We start from the raw sequence: 24961 nt of genomic DNA, 5'->3' as shown, positions 1-24961 counted from the left end.
TTATTATACACAATTTTACCGAGATTCAAAAGAAAAAGGGCTGTCGCATACCTTGTGAGGTTTTGCAACAGCCCCTGGAATCTGCGCGCTCAAAAACATCAGTATTTACGACGTAATTCGACCACTCGACCCTGAATCGAAACTTCTTCGGCGGAATAAATCTGAACATTGTATTCCGGATTGGCCGGACGCAGCTCAATCCGTCCCTGCGTCTTCGGGAAATAACTCTTCACCGTTACCTCTCCCCCCTGCAGAAGCGCTACGACAATGTCACCGCTCCGGGGCTTCGAATTGGTCTGGGCGACAATCACAATGTCCCCGTCAAAAATACCGAGATCGCGCATGCTCTCACCTTGAACACGCAACGCAAACAGATTCTCCGGCGGAACATCCGGAACCAGCTGGCTGCTGACGCAGACCTCCCCCTCCTTGAACGCGATGCTCTCGGAAGGAGCTCCGGCGTTGACCCGCCCCAGCAATGGAATCAGAAGCGCCCCCGACGGCACCTTATGCCGCGAATGCGTTCTGTTCGCAAGGCTGATGCTGCGCGCTTTGGAACTGCGAGAAAGCTGTTTCTTGCGCTGCAGCGCCCGCAGATGGGCGAACACCGTCGAAGTCTTAATGCCGAAATGATCGGCAATCTCATAGACCGTCGGAGCCATTCCTTCACGGTCCAGGAACTCCTCGATAAATTCCAGGATGTTCTTCTGTTTCTCAGTCAATGTCTTCATGTCTCGTTCCTCCCTGGTTATGATAAGTCCGGTCACTTATCAGAGACGGAAACCAGAGGCGCCGATCGAATACTGCCCATCTCCGATCTTGCCGATACGAACATAATAGAGAAAATCACGCCGCACCGGCTTTCCCTCTGAGTCTTTCTTCTCGTAGGTAAGCTTCCAAACGTAGGACTGATAAACGATCTGATCCAGTACAGTTACAAGCTCCATGCTCTGAAGCTCGCCCTGTTCCCGGGCAGCCGCCTCAAGGATCTCCTGAAAGATTTCCGGCGTCAGCGCTTTCTGACGCTCCGGGGAGATCACCTTTTTAAATTTCTCGATGTCCCGGTCGCGGAATGCAGCGGCAAAATTCGCCATATAGTCTTCCGCAACTTTCCGGGCATCGGCATCTCGTTCGACTTCGGACATCCGAACGGCGGGCGGGGGAATCTCCTTCTGATCCGCCGCCACACATCCCGACAGAATCACTCCCGCCAGAAGAACGGCGGCGAGTCCGATGAAGTTCAATCCCCTCATGATACCCTCTTTTCTTTCAATCAGCTGCAATGTTCACGGCAGAATATCTCCAACCGCCGCGCAGCTTCGCGAATGTTTTCCTCCGAACAGGCGTAAGAGAGCCGGATCTGGCCTTCCGCCCCGAACGAACAGCACGGAATCACCGCAAGTTTCTCCTCCGCCAGCAACCGATTGCAGAACTCCTCCGAAGTCATTCCGAACGAACTCACGTCGCAAAGCAGATAAAACGCTCCCTGCGGCCGGATACATTTCACCCCCGGAATCGCGGAAACCAGGTTGTACACCAGATCACGCCGTTTCGCGAACTCCGCGCACATGTGGGCGACTTCCTTATCCGCTTTGCCCTCAAGCGCCGCGATCGCTCCGTACTGGGCAAACGTCGTGGCATTGCTCGTGGCATGGCTCTGGAACGCGATGATCCGGCGCGCCAGCCAGCGGGGCGCCCGCAGATAGCCGAGTCGCCATCCGGTCATTGCATAGGTCTTGGAAAAACCGTTCACGGTGATGACATGTTCATTGATCTCGTCTGAGAGAGAAGCGATGCTCACATGCGGCTTGTCCGCATCGTAGGTGAGCTTCTCATAGATCTCGTCGGCAAGAATCATGATGTTGCGCCGCAGCGCCACTTCCGCGATCTTCTCGAGCGTCGCGCGCCGGTAAACCGCGCCGGTCGGATTTGACGGCGTGTTCAGAATCAGCAGCCGGGTGTTCTCCGTGATCGCCGCATCGAGATCGGCCGCGTCAAGTTCGTAATTGTTCTCCATCCGGGTCGGGACCTCGACAACTTTGGCACCGACCGCCGTAACCATCTCGGGATAGCTCAGCCAGTACGGGGACGGAATGATCACCTCATCCCCGGGACCGCAGAGCGCCGCAATCGCCGAAAAACAGGAGAACTTCGCTCCCGGCGCCACGACGATCTCATCCCAGGCGCACTTGATCCCGTTCTCTTTCTGGAACTTCGCCGCAATGAGCTTGCGCAGTTCAGGCGCACCGCTCGCAGGCGTATAGGTCACTTTTCCCGCATTGAGCGCTGCGATGCAGGCATCTTTCAACGGCCGCGGCGTATCGAAATCCGGTTCACCGGCACACATGCTGCACACATCGTGCCCCTGCTCTTTCATCTCCTTGGCCATCGCCGTGATCGCCAGAGTGGCCGATGGGTGCAGATGACACATAAATCCAGTCGAATTTTTGAGATCATTCATGATATGGAAAACACTCCTGTTTGCAAAATATATCGTTTCCCGAACCGAGAATCTATAGTCCAACTCAAATATCTAATATAATGCCAGATTACAAATTTTTCAACGTTATGAAAAATTTTTCATTGTTTTTCATCATTTTTGACACCCCGGACAAAAAGCGGAAGTACGTCCGCCGATCCTCTGAGAAACAATCATACTGCCGCATTTTCCGCACGGCATCCCCGCCCGGCCGTAAACTTCGAGCTCCTGCGCGAATTTGCCCTCGCTGCCGTCCACATTGCGGAAATCGGAGATGGAACTGCCGCCGAGTTCGATCGCGCGGGCGAGAATCCGCTTCGACTCCGCGGCAATCGACGCACACTCCCGGAGCGTCAGGTCCCCGGCGGGACGCAACGGCGAAATCCCTGCGGAGAACAAAATCTCCGTAGCGTAAATATTGCCGATCCCCGCAACCACACGATTATCCATGAGAAAAGGCTTTACGCAACCGTTTCTTTTGCGCGAGACGGCATGGAGGTACTCACCGTCAAACGCCTCGGTCAGCGGTTCCGGCCCGAATGCTTCAAGCTCTGCGGGAACGCTGCCCGGACAAGGCAGCTCACACACCTTGAGTACGCTGAAGCGGCGTGTGCACTCAAACCGGAACACACGCCCGTCGTCGAGGTGCAGAAACACGTGCTCGTGTTTCCTGCGCGGAATCTGTGAGCTCTCCACCCGGACGACCCCGCTCATGCCGAAGTGCATCAGCAAAACACGTCCGTCCGACAGATCCGCAATCACATAACGACCGCGCCGCCGGAATCCCGTGAAGGTCAACTTCTCCAATCCGGCCGTTGCAAGGGGCGTAAGCGGCTCGCGCATCGCAGGGGAAAAAATTTCCACGCACTCGATCCGCCGCCCCGTCATAACACGAGCGAGAGCTCTCCTTATATTCTCCGCCTCCGGAAGCTCCGGCATGATTCCCGATCCTGTCTGTCAATTCCCGCTGTCCGCTTTGTTGTGAACAGGGTATTTCGAGTAATATAGCCGTTTTTTTCGGAAATCAAACCCGCAAACGCCTTTTTTTTGCAGCGGAGCTCACTTTTTTGCAAAAAAAATCATTTTTTCTGCAAAAAACTACTCATGCTGTGCAAAAAACCGGCCGGCCTGCACAAGCATTATGAGGTAGAACACCATCAGTACCACACGGGCTCCGGAACCGAGAAACGCGCCGATGACTACGCCGAACTGATACGCGGCATCGCCATTCGCCGCCCCCGACATCTTCACAACGGTGTAAATAAACTGCTGCAAAATACTCAAAAACGTGAGCCCGGCACAAATCCATCCGCAGAGGACACCCCATTTTCTGCGCAGCAGAATCGCGATTGCCGCCACGATGCCGGAAGCGCCGACCAGACCGGCCAGAACGGCTTCCAGGCCGATGGCGACCGGATCCGCCGGGTTCTCCGCACTCCCCTGTAATATCAGCCAGAGAAAAAATATGGCGGAAAACACGGCGACGCACATCCGCAGAGAGCTCAGCGCAAGGTCGACAATCGCCCATCCTTTCACAAATCCGGGCAGCCTTCTGCCGGAAACACCCGAAAAATCCTGTACCGATTCCATTCTCATGCCCTCCCGTGGTTTGGCGACAACAGTCAACACACAAAATAATATTGCTCTTTTTTTAAAAAAGTCAAATATTCGCGGGACGGTTCGCACCGGAAATCCGGATTGTTCGGAATCCCGCAAAATTTTTTCCGGAACAGCTTGCCTTTTTGATTTTTCTGTGGTATAATATCAATGCCTTCTCTGAAACCAGAGAGATCACATAAAAGGCCGGCAGGTGCGCCAATCCCTGCCGGCCTTTCTAAATTTATGCGGATTGAGCTCTTTGCAACCGTGTCACTTCTCCCGCTGATAAACCCGGACGTAGTCCACCACATACTCAGCCGGCAGGGCGGACCGGTCGACCTTTCCGCCGAGCGCCCCCCCGACCGCCAGATTCAGAAGCAGGAAATGAGGAACACGGAACGCATTGTACTGCGCCGTTCCGCACTCTTCGATCGGAATGCTCAGAAAAACTTTGTCATCGACAAAAAAATCGATCTTGTTCTCATCCCACTCGATTCCGTACAGATGGAATCCGTCGGTCAGCTCCGGACGGTCGACATATTTGCCGTTCTTCTGACGGTATTTCCCCTCCGGGCTCTGCCAGTGAATCGCCCCCTGCATCCAGCTCTTTTCATGCGGATCGCGGCCGACATATTCGACGATGTCGATCTCTCCGTTGTCCGGCCACGTCCGTTCGCGCTCCGGATCGGAGCCGATCGTCCAGAAAGCCGGCCACATGCCGGCCCCTTTCGGCATCTTTGCGCGCATAACGATCCGTCCGTACTTGAATTCGGCACGGCCGCTCGAAATGATCCCGGCGGAAGTAATCTCGATGAACGGCCGGTTCTCCTTCCAGTTCGTCGACCCTTCCTTGTAATTCGGATTCGGTTTCTTCTCTTTTTCGAGGCGGGCGACGATATGAAGCATACCGTCTTTCACAAAAATGTTATCCGGGGATTTCGTGTACCACTGCTCCTCGCGATTGCGCAGAAACCCCTCGTACTCATACCGCCAGTTTTTCGGATTCGGCGCACCGTCCACATCGAATTCGTCCGCCCACACCAGTTTCCATCCGGGATTCGCCGGTTCCGGACTGGCCCCGAATACCTGCAGTCCCAATGCCATCCCGATTGCCGCCGCTGAAATAATTGCTCTCATGAAATGCTCCTGTTGGTTGATTGTTTTTGTATCACTGATTGGCGGGATAAGGATGCCATCCCCAGAAATAATGCGCACCATCCGCCCCCCAGGCTGGGTCTCCATTCACACCGTTGCCGGGGATCGCCCCGTAGCGCATCATCTTGCAATGGCCGTCCAGGTACGAGGTGTTCGCGGAATTCATATGCCGCCCGTCAATATCCGAACGGTTCGAGACGAAAAATCCCTTGTCGGTATTGTTGTTCTTTCCGAGCCCGTCCGTCAGCAGCAGCCGCATGGAAGGCTTCTTCACCCGGTCATACACACGCGAAGCATCATAACCGACTCCCCAGACAGTCGAGGAGATATTCGAGCCGACATAATGGTTCATCGCGTAATTGTTACGGTCTTGAAACGCCGCGGTATTGCTGATGCGCCGTGAAACCGGACAGGCAAACACTCCATATGCCTGATAACCGTTGGCTGGGTCTCCCCCGATGGCCTGAATATGCAGTTTCTGATTGCTGGTCGGATCTGCAGAGGTCGCCGCCTGCGCGTGACCCGGATAGATGTAAAGACGGTGCAGCACCGATTGCCAGCGGATGTAGCCGTCAGCCGCCTGTGCTCCGGATGCCACCCCCATCTTGTAGTCGCTGTTGTACTGAACACACGCCATGGAAAGCTGCCGGAGATTGCTCATGCAGGAGGTCTGATCTCCGCGGGCACGCGCCTGGGAGAGCGCCGGAAGCAGCATACTGGCCAGGATTGCAATGATTGCAATCACAACCAGCAATTCGATCAATGTAAAATTTCTCTCTTTACGCCGCATCGTGTTTTCCACCATTTTTCCATCTCCATTGTTACAGGTTCTGAAATCTATCTGAAACATCTTCGTACAATCTCCTTACCTTTCCGACTGGCGACGGGTTGAGGCATTGAGCGCCAGTAACGCCTTGACTTTGCATTCCCCGCCGGGGGAGTGACTCTCGTGAAGTTGCGCCAGCATTTCTCCGGCAATGATGTCCGCGACCATTTCGCTTGGTTCATAGATGTAACTCACCGGGGGGGTCATGTAGTCGAGCATCGGAATCCGGTCGAAAGTCGCGACTGCAAAATCAATCCCGATCCGACGCCCCGACTCCGCAATCGCCTTGTAGACCGCTGGAATTTCGGAAGCGCTCTGGACGATCAAAACGTCGACATCCGGACAAAGAGTGAGCATCTCACGGGTTTTCTCATAACAATACCGCAGATGGTTTTCCACATCGATCGGGACGGTAATCCACGCCTCCGGATCAATAACGAGACGCCGGTTGTGAATAAGTTCATAATAGAGCGACTTCCGCACGGAAAAGGCGTCCTCCTCCACAAAATAGCTGCTGCTGTCGATAATCACGGAAAGTCTACGGTATCCCTGTTCCTCAAGATGGGCGAAGAGATCGGAGATCGCAGACCGGTAATCCACCCGGATCATGTGTTCCGGATAAAACTCCAGCGCATTCCACCCCCGGAACACATGCGGAGTTCCGCTCCGAACGAGCCCCTCGTAAAAATCTCGGTTGGAATAGTTGTACTCCAGGCAGATGCAGCCGTCGAACAACCCCTGCGAAACCCAGGTGACGACCTGCTTCTCACGCTCCGGGCTGAGCATGGTCTCAAAGGCGAACACATTGTAATGCCGTGCCTCAAACAAATGCGTCAACCGTCGGATGTATTCATTGTAGAATGGAGTCATGCCGATGGCAGTGATCGCGATACTGCGGGTTTTCCCTTTCACCAATGCCTGTGCCTGCATATTCGGCACATAACCCAACTCAGCTGCGACCCGCTGAATCATTGCCCGCGTCCGCGGAGAAACCCGGTGAAACTGGCGCGAATTCAAAACCAGCGACACGGTAGCCTCGCTTTTTCCGGTCAATTCCGCAACCTGCCTGAGTGTAACGGTACCCATATAATCGAAAACCAACTCCACTTGTCAAACGTTTAACAAACTATATTATGATAAACTTTCAGATAAAAGTCAAGAGCTTCAACAAAAAAAATCTTTTTTTATTAAATCGGCCCAACCGAAAGTCAAGCGTTTTACTGGATTTCAGAAAGAAAAACCCTCTCCCGGGGAACGGGAAGAGGGCTGTGACTTCTCACGGCATTCAGCCGCTTTTATCGGGATGGCGTTATTCCGCCAGGAAAATCTTCTCCAGATCGAGTTTGGAATAGGCGTTCAGCGTGACGAGCGTCTTGGTGTGAATGATTCCGTTGATATCGTGAGTCATGCGGGTCGCGATGATTTCCGCCAGTTCGGCGTTGCTTTTGACGCGGATCATAACAACAAGGTCATATTCGCCGGCAACGCTGTATACCTCGGACACCCCCTCGATCTTCATGAGATCTTCGATGACGCTGCGAATCATGGCGCGCTCGACGTTGACCAGAACAATGCCTGTAACCATTTGCACAATCTCCTTTGGGTTGTTGCCGGGGGCCCTCCGGTGCGCCCCCCTCCATCTCTAACTATAACCACCACTTCCGGGATTGCAAATGGTTTTCTCACAAAATCCCGAAAAAGACGCGTTTTCCCTCAAAAAAAGTGCAGAAAAAGAGGCTCCGCGCGAAAACGGAGCCCCAAAATCCGGAGTGGTCTTCCGCCGGACGCGGTCACTTCCCAACCGGAGCTTCTCCCGGCATCGCCTTTACAACAATCGTGTAGCTTCTGCCGGCTTCGACCTTCAGCGAAAAAAACAGCGTATTGTCGTGATTCACAAGCCCGGCGCCCTTGCCGTCCGGCCCGCCGCCGGGCAGAAGCACCGCCGCCTTGTTGAGCCAGAAACCGCGCGGCATGGATTTGCCGTTCTTGGGATCGGTGACGGAGTAGTCGGCATTCGGCAGCGCCTTGCCGTTGACCGTGACCGGCCCGATCTTCAACCATTCGCGGGCGGCGGCATCCCTGTGCCACTGTCCCTTGAGTTCGACCCGGAGCGTACCGCTGTCGTCAGCGGTGAAATTGATCGTGCAGTCGCTCCACTGCCCGGCAGGAAGCGTTTCGGAACAGGCGTTGATGGTGTACTCCTGCTCCGCTTTGAGCCAGACCTGGCGGGCGATGGTCATTCCCTCCGCCTTGCCCGGCGTGAGCTTGACCCTGCCCTCTTTCTGCAAACCGGAAATGTCCGCCCGGAAAACCGCGGCGGAAACCGTAGTCGCCACCAGCGCCGTCAAAAGAAGAACAACTGAAAATTTTTTCATCACCCCCCCCCTTTTCTGCCGGACCATGTTTTTGCGGAGCACTGGCTCCCCCCGACCAGGCATACCTTAGCACGCATTTCCAGTTTCATCAAGTCGGTGGAGTTTAAAAAAAAGAGTTTCGCATGGAGCCGTCCCCCTCCCGGAAACCGGAACGAATGAAAAAAACGGGATTTTTGCAAAAAAAATGCCGTTCGGATTTGCGGCGGGGCCGATTGTATTTTATATTTTACAGAATATTTATGAAACGGTGTTTCCGCCGGAATCCGGCACGTCGCACCGGGATGAAAGGGGGAAGGCAATGAGATTTCGGAAATATGCGGCCGCGGCGCTGATCTGCGGCCTTTGTCTCGGCTTTGCGGGCTGTAAAACCGCTTCCGATCCACGTGCGCAGGATGCGGCGCGTTACCGTGCGATCGCGGAGAAACTCGACCCCGACGGCAGTTATTACCGGATTATGAATCCACGCTATGTTCTCAAAGGAGCCGACAAGCTCTCAGTTCAGCTGTTCAGTGCATTCACCTCAATGCAGAAGCCGCCGGAGAACTTCCGGGAGATCCTCGATCATTCGCTGAACCTCGCGTTGCTCTACCGGCTCTCCGGCATCGAGGATGTGCAGGGAATCGGGGAGAGTTCACTCCGGCTCAGCGGAAAACATGAACAGCCGCTCTTCCGCAACCGTCTCTATCTGGCAATCCGGCCCGGCAGCCGCGGATTCCTCTGGAACGCCGTCGCAACCGGGAATCGCGCTCTCGGCCCGGCGTGGAGCGAACTTCCGGCCGGAATCGATTCCGCATTCGAACTCGACCTGCGCCCGGACGAGGTTTACCGGATTGTATCGGAGAGCGCCGTGCTTGCGGCCACCCTCCACGATGAACGGCTCGCGGCATTCATCGGCGAGCCGCCCGAAAAGCTTCTCGCAGAGCTCGCGGGAACCGTGCGAATCGCGACGCTCCCGGCAGACGAGGAGGATCCGGAGGCGGTTTCGGGCAGCCATCTGATGTTCTCGTTCCCGGACAAAGAGGGGAAACTGTTCGCCGTCGTGAAGAAATTCTCGGTTTTCCTGCCGGGGACCCGGGCGGAAGAGGGACGCATCCAGCTCGGGCCGATCCTCGGGAGCGAGGCGCCGAAGGCGACGCCGGTTGTTCTGTCGAAAGCGGGGCGCATCACGGTGTTCAGCAGCGTAAAGGCGGAGCAGGCGTTCACCTCGCCGGCACAGCGGTTCGCCGACAGCGACAAGTTCCGGCGCCTCAGTGCGGGACTTCCGGCCGAGGGGGTGGGATTTCTCTACAGCAACGAAAGTTACGCGCGGGCGTTCAATTACCTGCTCAAGGAGTTCGACCTCGACTTCGCGGTCAACCCGAAACTCTGGACGCCGGAACAGCTCATCGTGATTGTCCGCGAAGAGAGCGGTTTTCTCGCCACAGGCAACAGCACGCTCGACAGCAACCAGAATAAAATCATCCACCAGATCCTGATTCCGGCGGCGGTCGGAGCGATGGCCGTGCGCGAATATCTGGCAGATTCGGTCGACGCCGGGGAGACCGTCGAAGAGATTCCCGACACGACCGGCGAATGCCAGATCACGCTCGAGCTCTTCAAGGACGCGTTGAAGAAATACGCCGAACAGCACGACGGCGCCTTCCCGGCGGGAGAGGATCTCGACGGAGTGCGCGAACTGCTCAAGTCCGGGCTTCTGCCGCTCAAGGCGACCATCTGTCCCGGCGCGGCTGGGGTGGACACTCCGGCGGAGACGGTCGACACGTTCGGCGAAGCGAACTGCTCGTTCGTCTACTTCGGCGGCTTCACCACGAAATCGAATCCGAAGCTGCCGCTCGTGGTCGACTGGCCGCTGAATCACGAGGGCGCGGTCAATGTGCTGCTCGTGGACGGAACGATCGAAAAACTCGACATCGACGCGGGGAACTGCAAACGCATCGTCAGCAAACTGCAGACGATTTACCAATACAAGGAAAAAGAGTTCCGCCGGCTGATCGAACTGGCGGACAAGCTCGACAAAAAGTTCGGGCTCGATCAACAATGACGAAGGCAAGAAGAGAGCCATGAAGAAAATCAGTGACGACATCGCCCTTGCGCTGGACAAATGCGCCGAAGCGCTGTCCATCCACGAACTCTCGCGCGTGACCGGGGTGCGCATCGAACTTCTGCGCCGGTTCATCACGCGGAAAACCCGCCATGTGCGCGGCGAAACCTGGGACAAGATTTACCCGGTGCTGCGCCCGTACCTCACCGGACCGGAGGAGTCGGAGGAGCCTCCGCCGGTCCGGATCGGGCGCGCCTACCGCCGCCATCCGGATCTCATTGAGATGTTCAGCGACCAGAAGATTCTGCTCGATGCGTTCGACGTGCTGCCGGACGAGCGCAAGAAGCAGATCGTCGGCGAACTCGCCGCCCAAACCGGCCCGACGACGCCGACGACCTCAACCGCCCTCTCGCCGGTGGAGAATCAGCTTATGGGCGGATTTCTGAAGCTCTCCGAAGAGGAGCGCAAAACGTTCCTCGACGGGATACTCAAGGAGGCGACGGAGGAGGTCCGCCGCCGCAGGTCACAACTTTTTTAAAGGAAAAGAACAAGGATGAATCGGGAAGTTTCGATCATGCCGTGCCTCGACATGCAGAACGGGCGCGTGGTGAAAGGGGTGCACTTTGTTGACATCGCCGACGCGGGCGATCCGGTCGAGTGTGCGCGGGCGTACTGCGCGGCGGGAGCCGACGAACTTGCGATGCTCGACATCACGGCCACGGTGGAGAACCGCCCGACGCTCGCGAAAGTCGTGCGCGAAGTGGCGGCGGTCTGCACAGTGCCGTTCACGGTCGGCGGCGGAATCAATGATGTGAAAGCGGCGGCGAACGTGCTCGAAGCGGGCGCGAACAAGGTTTCGGTCAGCAGTGCGGCGTTCCGCAAGCCGGAGTTGATCGGGGAGATCATCCGCGAATTCGGGCGTGACGTGCTGACGGTGGCGATCGACGTCGACGTGAATCCGGCGCTTCCCTCCGGTTACGAAGTCTACATCGACGGCGGCCGCACGGCGACGGGGGCCGACGCGCTCGAATGGGCGAAACGGGTGGACGGGTATGGAGTTCCGGTCATCCTGCCGACCAGCAAGGCGGGCGACGGGGCGAAGACCGGCTACGATCTGCCGGTGATCCGGGCGATGGCGGACGCCTGCGACGCGAAGATCGTCGCCTCGGGCGGTGCGGGGAAGATGGAGCATTTTCTCGACGCGGTCGAAGCGGGGGCGGAAATCCTGCTTGCGGCCTCGGTGTTCCACTTCCGGCTCATTGAGATTCCGGCGCTGAAAGCGTATCTCAGAGAGCACAACGTCGCGGTGAAATAAGCCGGGCGAAAAATGCGGAAAGCGGGGGTGCTCCGGAGAGCGTCTCCGCTTTTTTCGTCTACGGCGTATTCAGCTTCATCGCGCGGTTCCACTCCGGAAACCACTCTTCACGGTCGGCGCGGGAATACGACGGAGAATCATCGACAACGATGCGATACCCCTCGTATGTCTCAACCGTTTCCGAACCGGCCGGAGTATATTCGAGCGTTCCGGCCTCAAACCGCAACGGGTTCCCCGAGAGCGGATTTACCGGGACGGCGGGGAGAAACTCGGGGACAAGCTCATCGAGTTTTTGCGGAAGTCTGCCGTACTTCCGCAAAAACAGCTCGACCGCAAGCCCTGTGCGCACCACGCGGCAGCGGGCGAAAATCCGGGAGGTGGTTTCATTCAAGGGGGCTGCCGTCATCAGCAGCAAAGACTTGGACACCGGAGCGAAACAAGCCGATTTGCTTCTACGGGAAATCAGAAACTCCTCATAGGGCCGTAGCCTCCGGACACGGGCCGACATGTCATCCAACTCTCCGACCGGAAGCACGGCCTCGCGAACCATCCGGGCGGAAGTAGCCGCATCCAGCCTGATAAACGGACTCAGTACCATTCCGATCAGTCGGCTTGACGGCTCTGAAACTCCGGCGGTGATCCGGAGGAGCTGCTGCGGATGATTCGCACAATCGACGATGCAGCCCAGTTCGTTTTCCCAGGCGAGGCGCCAGCCGGTACGGAATGCGGTTTCAACCTCCGGCATCGACTCGGCCCAGCGTTTCAGCGTTGCGGAATCGAACTGCCTGATCTCTCCATGCAGTGCCGCCTTAAACAAGGCTCTCTGGCGGATGTTTTCCAACGCATGAGCCAAACCCAAACTCAGCAGAAAAGGATCGCGGAGCACATAGTCGCGCAGAATCGCGGACCGGTCGAAATTCCGTGCTGCCTCGGCCGGATCGTTCTTCTGGAGAGCGCAATCAAAACGGTCGTGGTTCAAACGGATATACGCTCGAATCTGATTCAACCCCGGAAACGGAATATCCCACAGAAGGTCGGCGGAACAATCGCGCCACAAGATCAGATCGGGATGTTCGGCGAGAAACCGGTCCGCCGCCCGAATCTCGTTCCCGTGTCCGGCGAGAAACTTCGGCAGCTCCTCCGGCTCGAACAACACTGTTTCCGCCGGGGGGGAGGCCGGTACAGATTCCTCCAGAGAAATCGCCTCGCAGAATGACAGAAATTCACGGGTCAGTTTCTCCGAAGCCCCGAGTTTTCTTTGCCGCGCCTCGAATTCCGCGATATCGCACGGAATCCCCATCCGCTCGAGCGTTCGGATCTCGGAAGCGAGCCGGATCCGGGAATAGCAGTCAAATCCGACAAACAACGCTACGATCAGAAAAATCAATCCCAGACATCCGGTCGTCGCAGGATGGCGGCGGCTCCAGTCGCTGATCCGTTGAAATTTCATTCTTTCCCCTCCCCTCCGCCGGACAGCTTCATCGCGCGGTTCCAGACCGGAATCCGCCCGTTCCGGTCGGTGCGGGTCAGGCCGACCGGCGGCTCAGTCGGGTCACCGTCGATGTAGACGCGGTAACCCTCGAAATTTCCGATGCTCTTCGTTTCGGGCCGGTAATAATCGAGCGTCCCGACTTCGATCCGCAGCGGCTTTTCCGTAAACGGGCTCACAGGAACGGATGAGAGAAACTCCGGAACCAGCTCATCGAGTTTTTCCGGCAATCTGCCGTACTTCCGCCAAAACAGCTCGACTGCGAGCCCCGTCCGCACCACGCGGCAGCGGGCGTAGATCACGGAAGTGTTCTGAAACAGAAAGGGAATCGATGGCAGAATCGTTTCGGAGACCGGGGCGAAAAGCCACGCCCATAATCCGCGGCCTGCCGATCCTGTCTGAAACGGTGCGAGCTTTCGAGCGGTTTCCGGCGTGTAATCCTCCGCTGCCAACGGCAGAACCGTCTCCCGGCAGACTCGCAACGTTGCGGCGCCATCCAGGCGAACTAAGGGTCGCAACAAAGTCAGGAATGCACTTTCATCCGCGTCCGGATCCTCAAGGTAGGAGTACAAATTCTGCGGATGGGCCAATGCGTCGGCGCACAACCCGAGATCGCTTTCCATCGCCCGGCGCGCACCGGAACGGAATGCGGCTTCGATCTCCGGCATCGAATCGGCCCAGCGCTTCAGCGTCGAAGAATCGAAGAGCTCGAGCTTTCCGCCAAACGCGGAATCAAAGAGAGAATCCAGCCGGATTCGTTCGAGCTGCCGCGCCAGGAGATACCCGTACAGAAGCGGATCCCGGAGCGCATAGTCACGCAGAATCGCCGAACGGTCGAAATTTCGTATTGCTTCTTCCGGATCGTCCTGCAACAGCGCGTAGAAAAAGCGATCATGATTCAAGGAAACATATGCCCGTATCCGCAGCAATTCCGCAACCGAGGCTTCGGAACTGCTGACAGAATAGCCGGAGAAGTCGCGCCAGACAATCCAATCGGGGTGTTCGTCGAGAAACCGGTCCGCCGCCCGAAGCTTTTCCGCCCGCTCGGCGAGGAACGCAGGAAGATCCTCCAACGTCAACAGCATCATGCTGGAGGTATTATCAGGCGGGGGAAATCCATCCGTTGAAATCGCATCGCAGAGTTTTTGAAATTCACGAGTCAGTTCCTCAGATGCGCCTGAGCTCCGCTGCCGTTCGGCGAACCCCTCGATGTCGCACGGAATCCCCATCCGTTCCAATGCCCGGATCTCGGAATAGAACCGGATACGGGTGTAGCTGTCAAACCCGACCAGCAAAACGACAACCAGAAAAATCAATCCCAGACATCCGACCGCCGCCGGGTGGCGGCGGCTCCAGTCGCTGATCCGTTGGAATTTCATTCTTTCCCCTCCCCTCCGCCGGGCAGCTTCATCGCGCGGTTCCAGACCGGAATCCGCCCGTATCGGTCGGTGCGGGTCAGGCCGACCGGACGAGCTTCAGGAGCGCCGTCAAGATAGATACGATATCCCTTGAACGTTTCGATCGTCTCCGTCAGGGATCGATAATATTCGAGCGTCCCGGCTTCGATCTGCAGCGGCTTTCCCGTGAACGGGTTTACGGGGACGGCCGGGAGAAATTCCGGAACAAGCTCATTGAGTTGTTCCGGCAATCTGCCGTATTTCCGCAAAAACAGCTCGACCGCAAGCCCCGTCCGCAGCAACCGGAAACGGGCATACATCCGGGAAACGCTTTCGTTCAGCAATACATCGGGAAGCAGCGAAAGGGAAATCGGCGCCCAAACCACGCCCCGTTTATCCCGGGACTCCTGAAAGTCGTGAAGCAACTGCAGCTTTCGAGCCGTTTCCGGAGTATAATCCAGAGCCGCAACCGGAAGAGCAATCTCGCGAACGTTCCGCGCAGCTGCTGCCGCATCCAACCGGAACACTGGCGCAAAAATCCATCCCATCCATCGACCCGCCTGTTCCGAAACTGCGCTTTCCGTCCGATAAAACTGTCTCGGCCGGAGTCCGTAGCCCGCCATGCGACCGAGTTCATATTTCAACATACGCTCGAAACCGGAGCGAAATGCGGTTTCCACATCCGACATCGAACCACACCAGCGTTGCAGCGTCTCCGTGTCGAACAGCCCGATTTCACTATACTGGGCAGCCTGGAACAGGGATTCCTCCCGGGTGGCTTCGATCGCACTGCTGATCAAATAGCTCACAGAAGAGGAGTCGCGCAAAGCATAGTCGCGCAAAATTGCGGAGCGATCGAAAATCCGTACCGCTCCGGCCGGATCATTGCGGGAAAGCGCGGAATAAAAGCGGTCATAGTTCAAACGCCCGACCTCCCGGAGGGGGTTCAACATCGACAACTGTCCCAGCCATCGGGGAGCGGTCGAATCATCATACAGGAGAATGAGATCGGGATGCTCATCAAGGAATCGGTCCACCGCCCGAAGCTCTTCCGCGTGTTCGGCGAGAAACTTCGGAAGATCCTCCTCTTCGAGCTGCGCCGTCCGGAGCGACCGGGGAGAAGCCTGGGGAAAATCCTTCGTTGAAATCGCATCGCAGAGCGCCAGGAATTCGCGGGTCAATTCCTCGGAAGCTCCGAGTTCCTGTTGTCGTTCGCTCAAGTTCCCGACTTCGCACGAAATCCCCATCCGCTCAAGCGTCCTCACTTCGGAATACAACCGAAAATAAGTGTATCCGTTCCACAGGAGAAACAGCAATATGACAATGACCGGGAAGGCGAGGATGCCTGCAATCACCGGATGGCGACGGCTCCAGTTTACAATTCTCTGAACATTCATTTTTTCACCTTTGGTTCCGGCAGTTTCAGCGCGCGGTTCCAGGCGGGAATCCACCCGTTCCGGTCGGTGCGGGTCAGGCCGACCGGGGGTTCGGCAGGATCGCCGTCGGCATAGACGCGGTAACCCTCGAACGTCCCGGTCGTTTCCGTTCGGGGCAGATAGTAATCCAATGTCCCGACTTCGATCTGCAGCGGCTTTCCGGAGAACGGGCTCACGGGGACGGCCGGGAGAAATTCGGGGACCAGCTCATCGAGTTTTTGCGGAAGTCTACCGTATTTCCGACTGAACAGCTCGACCGCAAGCCCCGTCCGCACCACGCGGCAGCGGGCGTACATTTGCCAGACGCGCGGAATCGCGTCAGGAATAAGAATTTGCGCCAGAATGGGAAACGGGGAAAATCGCTGTACAATCACCCTCTGCGACTTCTTCATCTCCCTGATCTCCTGCAATTTCGCCGCCGTCTCCGGAGTGCAGTCGCCGGCGGCGAGGGATACCAGCTCCTCCTGAATCTCCAGAACGAGAATGCCGTCCAGACGCACCAGGGTTCCGAACAGACACGCATAAACGTCGCGCCAGACCTCCGCCTCTGCTCCGGTAATCAGGTGTCCGATAAGACCGGGCCTGCGGATCATTTCCGCCAACCAGGCGAAATTCTCTTCCATGGCGGACGGCAGCTGACGTCGGAATTCCGCCTCGACGTCGACCATCGAATCGCCCCATCGCTTCAGCGTCGCGGAATTGAATTTCTCCAGATCCCCATTGCCCGCAGCGTCTAAAATAGTTTGCTGCCGGCTCCTCTCCATGGAAAGCGCCATCAGATAATTGAGGAAATACGGCTCCTGAAGCAGATAATCGCGCAGAATCGCCGAACGGTCGAAATTACGTGCCGCTTCTTCCGGGTCATTCCGGGAAAGCGCATAATAAAAGCGGTCATGGTTCAGCCGCACATATTGTATCAAGGAATCAAGCGGCGGCAAATCCATATAGAGCAGGTGGGGGACTGACTCGAAATCATACCACAAAACCGGACCGGAATGTTCTTCCAGAAATCGGTCTGCCGCCTGAATTTCCTCCGCCCGGCCCGCGAGAAATTGCGACAGATCTTTCGGCTCCAGCACCCTGTATGGCGAGGAGGCATCCGGAGCCGGGAAATTCTCCGTAGAAAGCGCCCGGCAATGTGCAAGGAACTCCTCGAACACTTCCCGGGAGTTGCCCCGTTTCCGCTGCCGTTCGGCGAACCCCTCAATGTCGCACGGAATCCCCAGCCGCTCGAGCGCCCGGATCTCGGAATAGAACCGGATACGGGTGTAGCTGTCAAACCCGAAAAAAATCAGTGTGACAGCGGCAAGAAATCCGAGCCCACCGACCGTCACCGGGTGACGCCTCATCCAATTGCCGATCATTCGCCTTTTCACATTCCCCCCCCGGCAAGCGCCGGCATCAGGCTATTTGATGAATCGGAAACAGACCGGATAACGGTAAACAACTCCCTCGTTCGCCTTGACCGCCGCAATGATGGTCGTCACAATGGAATAGATTCCGAGCAGGAACAACAGCAACCCGCCGATGAGGATCACACAGAGAATCGCGCCGATCACCGCCAGAATCAAAAGGGTGATCTGAAAATTCACCGTCTCCTTCCCGACCTGATCGATAAATTTCGAACTGTCCCTCTTGAGCAGCCAGATGATCAACGGCACAATCAACCCGCCGAAACCGGAGAAATAACTCAAAAACTGCGACAGCACGCAGAGCATTCCCAGCATACGCTCGTCCGGGGAAACCAAAGCTTCCTCCGGCCCCGAAATGATTTCGGCATCTTTTGTTTCCATCGTTTTCTTTCCATTCATCTCTTCGGGCATTTCTGATCTCCCTGTCCATTGCGGGAAACACCGGAACAATGTTCCGCTCCTCCCCCGTTTTCCGATCCGGCACCACAGCCCCGGCCTCCCCCACAAAAGATAAACGCCGGGGACACTCCTTTCAATCGTCATTCATCGTTTCCCGCAGGGAAAGGATGAAACACCATACTCACTCGCGGAATTCATCGGAGCGGAACGGGAGTGCGGGAAATCCCGCCGCATTGCAGAGGTTCGCCATCGCCGGATTGTCCGACCACGCATAGCGAACCGCGACCGGGTCCGGCACTTCCGGGCTCGACACAGCCACCTTGTCGCCCGCAATGACCGCATCGGCAGGATAGAACTCCCCGTCTTTGCCCGCGATCCGGAATCCAAGCACGTTCTCTCCCCGCGCCTTCAATCCGTCCGCATGATCGAACGAAACCAGAAGCGCACTCCCCGAACGGATGACGGAACGGAACAGAGGGCCGCTCCCCTCCTCCCCGCTCCCGTAAATCTGCGCGAGCGCCGCGGCGGCCAGCCGGTTGCCGACCGTCTCCTTGTCCTTCGGGTGGATGTCGTCGACATCGCCTGCGTCAACCGCCGAAGCGACGAGATTCCCGGTCGACTGCGCGGCCCGGATCTGCGCCTCGCGGATCAGCGGCCAGTTCGCGTCCGGGTCGAAGTCTTTCTCCGGCCGGTAACCGGCAAGAACAACCTGAAGGAACGGAAAATCTCCCTGCCCGAAATGATACCGCCAGTCCGTGATCAGATCGCGCATGAGCCGTTCGTACCGGTTCGCGCGAAACTCGTTCGACTCCCCCTGATACCAGATGACGCCGCGCAGCGCCGTCGGAAGCAGCGGACGAATCATGCTGTCGAACAGAATCGAATACGAATTCGGATTCCCGAGCCCCGGAGCGGCCGAGAGCGGCTGCGCCGGTCCGAGATCGGTCTCGATCCGGAAACTCCACTCCCCCGCAAGAGAGATGAAATCGCGCGGCGCATCGGCGGGACGCAGCGTCATCTTTCCGGCGGGACCGTTCAACCCGCCGTCGAAGATGAACGAGTAATCGCGCACGGCGATCGTCCGCATTCCCGGTTTCACGAGCTTGCCGGGGATGCGGTAGACGCGGCAGACGTTCCAGTGCGCGGTTTCGTATCCCGTGCCAGTGCGTCCGACCTCGACGCCGTCGAAATAGGTGATGTCATGTTTGTCCACTCCTCCGAGGGAGAGAATCAGCTCACGCCCGGCCCACTCCTCCGGAATCTCGACCCGGCGGCGGAACCAGACCGTCCCGTTGGTGAAGATCCCGAACGCCTTCCACTGCGCGGGCATGACCGCGCGTTCCCAGCCGGAGTCATCGAACGAAGTTTTCGCCCATCCCTGTTCGACGCCGCTGTTCGGCGGTTCCGGCGGAAGCAGATCGAACCGGATCGGCTCCTGCAAAACGGGGGGAGTCTTCAACAGTTCCGGCTGCAACTGTTCCCAATACTCCGGACGGTTGATCGAGCGTTCATATTTCTCCAGTTCCGGCGCAATGTCCGGGTTTCGCACAAGGGTCTCGCGGCTCGTCCACGCCTCGGCGATCGTGCCGCCCCAGCTGGAGGAAAGAATGCCGACGGTTACGCCGAGCTTCTCCGAAAGCCTCCTCGCGAAATAGAGCGCCACCGCGCTCCAGCCGTCCACAGTTGCGGCCGTCGCCGTCTGCCATTCGGCCGCGACGTCCGATTCGGGCGTGACCTGGGCGTTGCGGGGGACGGTCAGCATGCGGACCCGGTCGAGTTTTCCGGTTTCCGCCTCCTCCCGCAGCGCGTCGCCGCCGTCCGCAAGCGCATTGACGAGGAACTCCATGTTCGACTGCCCCGAGGCGATCCACACCTCTCCCACTGCGAGATTCCGCGCAACGGCGGTTTCACCGCTCTCAGGTTCGAGCACCCGCAATTCCAGTCTGCCTTCCGCCTTCATCGGGGGAAAGCGGAACAGAAATTTCCCGTCCGCGCCGGAACGGGTTTCGCAACGATTCTCCCCGAGCGTCGCCCGCACCCGGCGATACGGCGCACACCAGCCCCACACGGGAATTACGCGATCCCGCTGCAGAACCGCATTGTCTCCAAATATCGCAGAAAGTTTCAACATCGAAGCACCCCCCTGATCGATTCCGCACTCCGGATTTGCCGGAAATGCGTTACATTTCAGTTGAATCATGGCGCCGGCGCTTGAAAAAAACACCGTCCCGCCGTATAGTAAACATGATATAATAATGCACGCCGCACGAAAAAAAACAAATCGCCGGGAAGAGAAAAGATGAAAAAAAGATGCTCCGCCGCCATCCAGCACGGACTCCCCGGCCAAAGTTGCGGCGACAGCGGAGAATTGCGAGAATGAATCACTGGAAGATCGACCGGCTGCTGGAACTCTTCCGCAGAGCGGGAGCCGTCGCGCTCCACTTTCAGGAAAATCCGGAAGTCGACATCAAGAGCGACCACACGGCAGTCACCCGCGCCGACCGCGAAATCGAAATGCTCTTCGCAACGGAATTCGACCGCCCGGCGGAAGGATGTTTCCTGATCGGCGAGGAGAGCGTCGAACAACGCGATGAAAAATACATCAAGTCTGCGCTTGCGGGGGAGTGTTTCGTGGTCGATCCCATCGACGGAACCGCCCCCTATGCAGCAGGGGTGCCGCTCTGGGGAATCTCAGTCGGACTCATGCGCAACGGCGTGCTCGAAGAAGGAGCGATCTGTCTGCCGCCGCGCGACGAGGCGTTCCTGAGCTGCCGCGGCACGATTTTCCATGCGCGCGGCGTCCTGGGGGACACCCCCGCGGTGGAACCGTTCATGCCGCACAAAGCCGTCTACACCCCCGCCGCGCCGATCTGCGTGGCGCAGAGTGCCGCGCGCAACTGGGAGTTCCGGTTCCCGAATCAGATGTTCGTCTGGTCGGCCTGCGTCGCGGTCTACGGCGCGCTGCTGCGCGGCGGCGTATACGGCTCGATTCAGCACTGCAAGTTGTGGGATCTCGCCGGCGGGCTGCCGCTGTTGAAACTCGGAGGGTTCGAGGCGCGTTATGAGGATGGTCGCGAACTCGGGTGCGACGTGGTGTCAGGCGGCAATTTTCTGCTCGACCCCGGCCCCGGTCGCTGGCGGCAGAAGGGGTTCGTCGCAATCGCCCCCGACCGGAAGGGAGTCGAAACGATCTGGAGTCAGGTGAACGTCAGGAATCCGGCACAATCATGAAGAAAAAAATGGAACAACCGCACCCGGCGGAACACGCCGTCTATCTGGTCAGCCTCGGGTGCTCGAAAAATCTGGTGGATACCGAAGTCATTGCGGGAAGTCTGCTCACGGCGGGCTATCTTCTCGCCTTCGACCCGGAAGAGGCGGATCTGTATCTCATCAACAGCTGTGCCTTCATCCCCGCGGCGCGCGCCGAAGCGGTCGAAGCGATCGAGGAAGCGCTCGCGTGGAAGGCGGAACGCCCCGGACGGCGTGTGGTCGTCGCGGGCTGTCTGCCCGAGTGGGACAAACCGGGCGACTTCCCGAAACGGTATCCGGAAGTCGATCTCTGGACCGGCGTGAACGACCTGGCCTCCATCGCCGCGCTGCTCGACGGAAAAGCCGAACCTGATCCGAGAAAAGATGAGCCGGTCTGGCTCTATGACCATACCTCGCCGCGACTGCTGCTGACCGTGCCGCACATGGCCTATTTGAAAATCGCCGACGGCTGCAACAACCGGTGCAGTTACTGCGCGATTCCGGGGATCCGCGGCGCTCTGCGCAGCCGCAGCATCGCCTCGGTTGTGGCGGAGGCGAAGAATCTGGTCTCAGGCGGCGTGCGCGAACTGCTCGTCATCGCCCAGGACATCACGGCGTTCGGCGCCGACCGTCCCTCTGACGGCGAGGAGATCGCCGGACTGCTCGAAGAACTGAACGCGATTCCGGGGGATTTCGTGATCCGGCTGCTCTACACGCACCCCGCGCACTACACGAAGAAATTCATTGATTTCATGGCAAGAACCGACACGAAGGTTCTGCCGTACCTCGACATTCCGCTCCAGCACATCAACGACCGGATCTTGAAGGCGATGCGCCGCCATGTGACGAAGGCGGAGACCATTGCGCTGCTTGCGGAACTGCGTGACCGCGTGAAGGATCTGACGATCCGGACGACTTTCATCACGGGATTCCCGGGCGAGACGGAGGAGGAGTTCGAGGAACTCGTGGAATTTGTGAAAGAGCAGAAATTCGAGCGCTGCGGCGTGTTCCCCTACTCGCCGGAACTGCGGACGCCCGCGGCGGAAATGGCGGACCAGATTCCGGCGGAAGTGGCCGAAGCGCGCGCGAAAAAGCTCATGGCGCTCCAGAAGCGAATCATGAAGAAGGCGAATCGGAACTGGATCGGACGCGAAGTACGCATGCTGATCGACGAGGTCGACCACGGCGGCGCGACCGGTCGCGCAATGATGGATGCGCCGGAAATCGACAACCGGATTACGCTCGAACGCGCGGGGCGGAGAAAACCGGGGACATTCTGCCGGGTCCGGATCACGGACGCGGACAGTTACGGATACCGTGCGGAACTGCTTTGAATCGAAAGGAAAGGAACTTCATGGCATGAAACAGATGAATCTTCCGAATCTGCTGACGATCAGCCGGATCATTTTCATTCTGATCTTTGTGGTGCTTGCGACAATCGCGGACAAGGTGGTTATCACGTCCGAATCGCTGCGTTTCGGGGTGCGCCTCGGGGCGTACATACTGGCGATCATCGCGGCGGCGACGGACCTGCTGGACGGGTATCTCGCGCGGCGCTGGAATCAGGTGACGGATTTCGGAGCGCTGATGGATCCGCTGGCAGACAAGATTTTCGTAACGGCGACGATGCTGATCGCGGTGGAGTGCCGCCTGATGCCGGCGTGGATTGTGATCGCGGTGCTCTGCCGGGAGTTCATGGTGACGGGTCTGAGAACGCTGGCGGCAAAGAAACAGGTGGTGATCTCGGCGGACCGCTGGGGGAAGATCAAGACGGCGCTTCAGATGATGATGCTGGCGATTGCGGGGGCATCATGGGTCTGGGAGTTCGAACTGCGTCAGGAGAAGTGGTTTTCGATCCGGCTGTGGTATGTATGGATCGCCTACTTGTGCGGGATTGTGCTGGTGACGGTGGGTTCCGGCGCGGCCTACTTTGTCCGTTACCGTTCTCTGTATCTGGGGGACGCGGCGGGGAAAAAGGCGTAAAAATCCGGATATTCCCCTTGCTGTCGGCTTGCAAAAATACAAAACGGCGCTATATTGAATAGCGCTGAACCGGAGAGATGGTTGAGTGGTCGAAGGCGCCACATTGGAAATGTGGTGTACCGCAAGGTACCGAGGGTTCGAATCCCTCTCTCTCCGCCATTTACAAATGATGACTTTATGAACGTTCCTTCGTGGGAGTTTCATAAAGTCTTTTTTTTTCCGTTTCGATTGAGTTTATTCACGCCGGAACCGGCTCGGTTACGCCGGAGTTACAGGCGGGAATTGTCCGGAGGGAATCGTATGACCGATTGGAATTCAGAAGTATATTTGAAATTTGCATCCGAAAGAACTCAGCCCGCAATCGATCTGGCAAGACGGCTTACAGCTCCCGCCCCCCGGCGGATTCTTGATCTTGGCTGCGGTCCCGGCAACAGCACAGTTGTCTTGAAGGAATTTTTCCCGGCAGCAGAGCTTCTGGGAGTCGACAACTCTCCAGCAATGATTGAAAAGGCAAAACGGGATCATCCGGATTTGTCATTCAGATTGTTTGATGCGAACGATTCGTTCCGCGCCCTGGGCGCCGGATGGGATGTGATTTTTTCCAACGCCTGTCTGCAATGGGTTCCTGACCATCCAACACTTCTGATAAAATTACTGGACGCCCTGGCGGAAAATGGAGAGTTGGCGGTACAGATTCCCTTGCAGACAAAGGCTCCATTTCACGCACTTCTGCATGAAAAGGCAACGTCGAAGCAATGGGCCCCATTTTTCCCGGTAGCGCGCAAGTTTCATATTCTGGATGAATTGGAATATTGTGAACTGCTTCAAACTTATGCAGGAGAGTTCTCCATGTGGGAAACCGATTATTTTCACATCCTCGAATCGCCGCGGGCGGTGCTGGAATGGTATCGCGGAACGGGACTCCGCCCCTATCTGAACATGCTGCCGCCGGAAAAGCATCCGGAATTTGAACAGGAAATTCTTTCCGGAATAGAATCACTGTTCCCGCGACTGAGCAATGGTTCCGTTGTCTTTCGATTTCCGCGATTGTTTTTTACAGCCCGAAAAAAAGCATAGCTGGACAGCTCCTGTCCGGGAGCAGAAAATTTTCCAGAAAAATAACCACTGGCCATACTCATCCATCCAGCAGGAAGCTTGCCGGAGCCTGGACCATATCCCGCCAGCCTCCGGCATTTCTCCGCTGTCAACGGGTGTTTTTCAGAATTGAGGGGATTTTCCGGAGGATCCGGCAGAAGAATGGGCAGGAACGCCTGTCCGCGCATGGATCGTCAATTCCCGCGAAGGGGTTCAAAGATCGTGCTCGAACCAATATCAGCGATGTCAATCTCTCGACGCCGGCTTTGATCCTGGATCGGAAAACGGGGATGCTCTCGAATTATTATTATCATCGCGGGCGGGGTGTCCTGAAGCGGCGCGTTGCAACTCCGGAGCAGATTTTCGGAAATCCTTCCGGATGAGCCGAAGCGGAGCCGGTCGACCACGGGAACGATGTTTTCCTGGATGCCGGCAACGTCAATGTGACGGCAATTCAATCCATGCACTTTGCCGCATATTATTCCGGAGAGGCGCCAGACACCGCGATCGTCGTCTCCTCTCTTCCGGCGCCGAATGCTGAAGTCGCGACGAATGCCCCGACTGTCCAGCACGACGACACAGGACACAACCATTTTATAATAAATAAATTACACAACACAAAGCACTGGTTCAGCAAGGAATCAGGATTGATTACGTGCTTGCCGCGTAATCAGCTTTCTTGAACTGGGACGCGGTGTATGGGGATTGCTT

23 protein-coding genes and 1 tRNA gene are annotated in these 24961 nt (G+C 57.4%); 8 read left to right on the top strand and 16 right to left on the bottom strand.

Annotation, left to right across the window (positions count from 1 at the left end; all coding sequences use genetic code 11):
* Positions 1-98 precede the first annotated feature (98 nt).
* From lexA to Q0K10_RS13660, 10 genes are all read right to left on the bottom strand, one after another.
* Positions 99-731 (bottom strand): transcriptional repressor LexA, encoded by a 633-nt coding sequence (gene lexA / locus Q0K10_RS13705; RefSeq protein WP_294508055.1) that lies wholly within the window; start codon positions 729-731, stop codon positions 99-101.
* 39 nt (positions 732-770) lie between these two features.
* Complete coding sequence (locus tag Q0K10_RS13700) at positions 771-1253, bottom strand: hypothetical protein (RefSeq protein ID WP_294508053.1); 483 nt, start codon at positions 1251-1253, stop codon at positions 771-773.
* Between the two features lie 20 nt (positions 1254-1273).
* Entirely contained in the window at positions 1274-2461 is a 1188-nt protein-coding gene (locus Q0K10_RS13695; protein ID WP_294508051.1) for a pyridoxal phosphate-dependent aminotransferase, read from the bottom strand.
* Between the two features lie 132 nt (positions 2462-2593).
* Positions 2594-3418 carry a bifunctional DNA-formamidopyrimidine glycosylase/DNA-(apurinic or apyrimidinic site) lyase gene (mutM, locus tag Q0K10_RS13690; protein WP_294508049.1) on the bottom strand — a complete coding sequence of 275 codons (825 nt, stop codon included), beginning with the start codon at positions 3416-3418 and terminating at the stop codon, positions 2594-2596.
* 159 nt (positions 3419-3577) lie between these two features.
* Positions 3578-4069 (bottom strand): hypothetical protein, encoded by a 492-nt coding sequence (locus tag Q0K10_RS13685; protein WP_294508047.1) that lies wholly within the window; start codon positions 4067-4069, stop codon positions 3578-3580.
* A gap of 279 nt (positions 4070-4348) precedes the next feature.
* Positions 4349-5215, bottom strand: a complete 867-nt coding sequence (locus tag Q0K10_RS13680) for a glycoside hydrolase family 16 protein (protein ID WP_294482589.1) — start codon at positions 5213-5215, stop codon at positions 4349-4351.
* 31 nt (positions 5216-5246) lie between these two features.
* Positions 5247-6038: a type II secretion system protein gene (locus Q0K10_RS13675; protein ID WP_294508044.1), complete on the bottom strand. Its 792-nt coding sequence runs from the start codon at positions 6036-6038 to the stop codon at positions 5247-5249.
* Between the two features lie 60 nt (positions 6039-6098).
* Positions 6099-7145 carry a LacI family DNA-binding transcriptional regulator gene (locus Q0K10_RS13670; protein ID WP_294508042.1) on the bottom strand — a complete coding sequence of 349 codons (1047 nt, stop codon included), beginning with the start codon at positions 7143-7145 and terminating at the stop codon, positions 6099-6101.
* A gap of 223 nt (positions 7146-7368) precedes the next feature.
* Positions 7369-7644 (bottom strand): Lrp/AsnC ligand binding domain-containing protein, encoded by a 276-nt coding sequence (locus Q0K10_RS13665; RefSeq protein ID WP_294482595.1) that lies wholly within the window; start codon positions 7642-7644, stop codon positions 7369-7371.
* A 205-nt stretch (positions 7645-7849) separates the two neighbouring features.
* Positions 7850-8434 carry a hypothetical protein gene (locus Q0K10_RS13660; RefSeq protein ID WP_294508040.1) on the bottom strand — a complete coding sequence of 195 codons (585 nt, stop codon included), beginning with the start codon at positions 8432-8434 and terminating at the stop codon, positions 7850-7852.
* Positions 8435-8732: 298 nt separating this feature from the next.
* Between Q0K10_RS13660 and Q0K10_RS13655 the strand changes: the two genes are divergently transcribed.
* From Q0K10_RS13655 to Q0K10_RS13645, 3 genes are read left to right on the top strand one after another with little or no spacing between them, the layout of a single operon-like run.
* Positions 8733-10475, top strand: coding sequence for a hypothetical protein (locus Q0K10_RS13655; protein WP_294508037.1), 1743 nt, complete (start codon positions 8733-8735; stop codon positions 10473-10475).
* 19 nt (positions 10476-10494) lie between these two features.
* On the top strand, positions 10495-11013 hold the full coding sequence (locus Q0K10_RS13650; protein WP_294508035.1) for a hypothetical protein: 519 nt from the start codon (positions 10495-10497) through the stop codon (positions 11011-11013).
* Between the two features lie 15 nt (positions 11014-11028).
* Entirely contained in the window at positions 11029-11790 is a 762-nt protein-coding gene (locus Q0K10_RS13645) for an imidazole glycerol phosphate synthase subunit HisF (RefSeq protein ID WP_294482599.1), read from the top strand.
* A gap of 58 nt (positions 11791-11848) precedes the next feature.
* Here Q0K10_RS13645 and Q0K10_RS13640 read toward each other — a convergent pair whose 3' ends face one another.
* The 6 genes from Q0K10_RS13640 to Q0K10_RS13615 form a co-directional block, all read right to left on the bottom strand.
* Positions 11849-13240, bottom strand: a complete 1392-nt coding sequence (locus Q0K10_RS13640; RefSeq protein ID WP_294508033.1) for a hypothetical protein — start codon at positions 13238-13240, stop codon at positions 11849-11851.
* Positions 13237-14658, bottom strand: coding sequence for a hypothetical protein (locus Q0K10_RS13635; RefSeq protein WP_294508030.1), 1422 nt, complete (start codon positions 14656-14658; stop codon positions 13237-13239). The genes Q0K10_RS13640 and Q0K10_RS13635 overlap by 4 nt, the downstream gene beginning before the upstream one ends.
* On the bottom strand, positions 14655-16073 hold the full coding sequence (locus Q0K10_RS13630; protein WP_294508029.1) for a hypothetical protein: 1419 nt from the start codon (positions 16071-16073) through the stop codon (positions 14655-14657). Before Q0K10_RS13630 ends, Q0K10_RS13635 begins: the two co-directional genes overlap by 4 nt.
* Positions 16070-17476 (bottom strand): hypothetical protein, encoded by a 1407-nt coding sequence (locus Q0K10_RS13625; protein WP_294508026.1) that lies wholly within the window; start codon positions 17474-17476, stop codon positions 16070-16072. The genes Q0K10_RS13630 and Q0K10_RS13625 overlap by 4 nt, the downstream gene beginning before the upstream one ends.
* A 42-nt stretch (positions 17477-17518) precedes the next feature.
* A complete protein-coding gene (locus tag Q0K10_RS13620; RefSeq protein ID WP_294508024.1) occupies positions 17519-17905 on the bottom strand; it encodes a DUF4870 domain-containing protein in 387 nt (128 codons plus the stop codon).
* A 199-nt stretch (positions 17906-18104) separates the two neighbouring features.
* Entirely contained in the window at positions 18105-20054 is a 1950-nt protein-coding gene (locus tag Q0K10_RS13615) for a sialate O-acetylesterase (RefSeq protein WP_294508022.1), read from the bottom strand.
* 245 nt (positions 20055-20299) lie between these two features.
* Between Q0K10_RS13615 and Q0K10_RS13610 the strand changes: the two genes are divergently transcribed.
* The 5 genes from Q0K10_RS13610 (at position 20300) to Q0K10_RS13590 (ending at position 24232) form a co-directional block, all read left to right on the top strand.
* Complete coding sequence (locus Q0K10_RS13610) at positions 20300-21154, top strand: inositol monophosphatase family protein (RefSeq protein WP_294508019.1); 855 nt, start codon at positions 20300-20302, stop codon at positions 21152-21154.
* On the top strand, positions 21151-22506 hold the full coding sequence (rimO, locus tag Q0K10_RS13605; RefSeq protein ID WP_294508017.1) for a 30S ribosomal protein S12 methylthiotransferase RimO: 1356 nt from the start codon (positions 21151-21153) through the stop codon (positions 22504-22506). The genes Q0K10_RS13610 and rimO overlap by 4 nt, the downstream gene beginning before the upstream one ends.
* 25 nt (positions 22507-22531) lie before the next feature.
* Positions 22532-23155 carry a CDP-diacylglycerol--glycerol-3-phosphate 3-phosphatidyltransferase gene (gene pgsA, locus Q0K10_RS13600; protein WP_294508015.1) on the top strand — a complete coding sequence of 208 codons (624 nt, stop codon included), beginning with the start codon at positions 22532-22534 and terminating at the stop codon, positions 23153-23155.
* Positions 23156-23226: 71 nt separating this feature from the next.
* Positions 23227-23314 (top strand) — tRNA-Ser (locus Q0K10_RS13595).
* 141 nt (positions 23315-23455) lie between these two features.
* Complete coding sequence (locus Q0K10_RS13590) at positions 23456-24232, top strand: methyltransferase domain-containing protein (RefSeq protein WP_294508013.1); 777 nt, start codon at positions 23456-23458, stop codon at positions 24230-24232.
* The last annotated feature ends 729 nt before the right edge of the window (positions 24233-24961 follow it).

The organism is uncultured Victivallis sp. (genome assembly GCF_944391105.1).
Classification (GTDB): Bacteria; Verrucomicrobiota; Lentisphaeria; order Victivallales; family Victivallaceae; genus Victivallis.
This window is presented reverse-complemented; position numbering and strand designations above follow the sequence as displayed.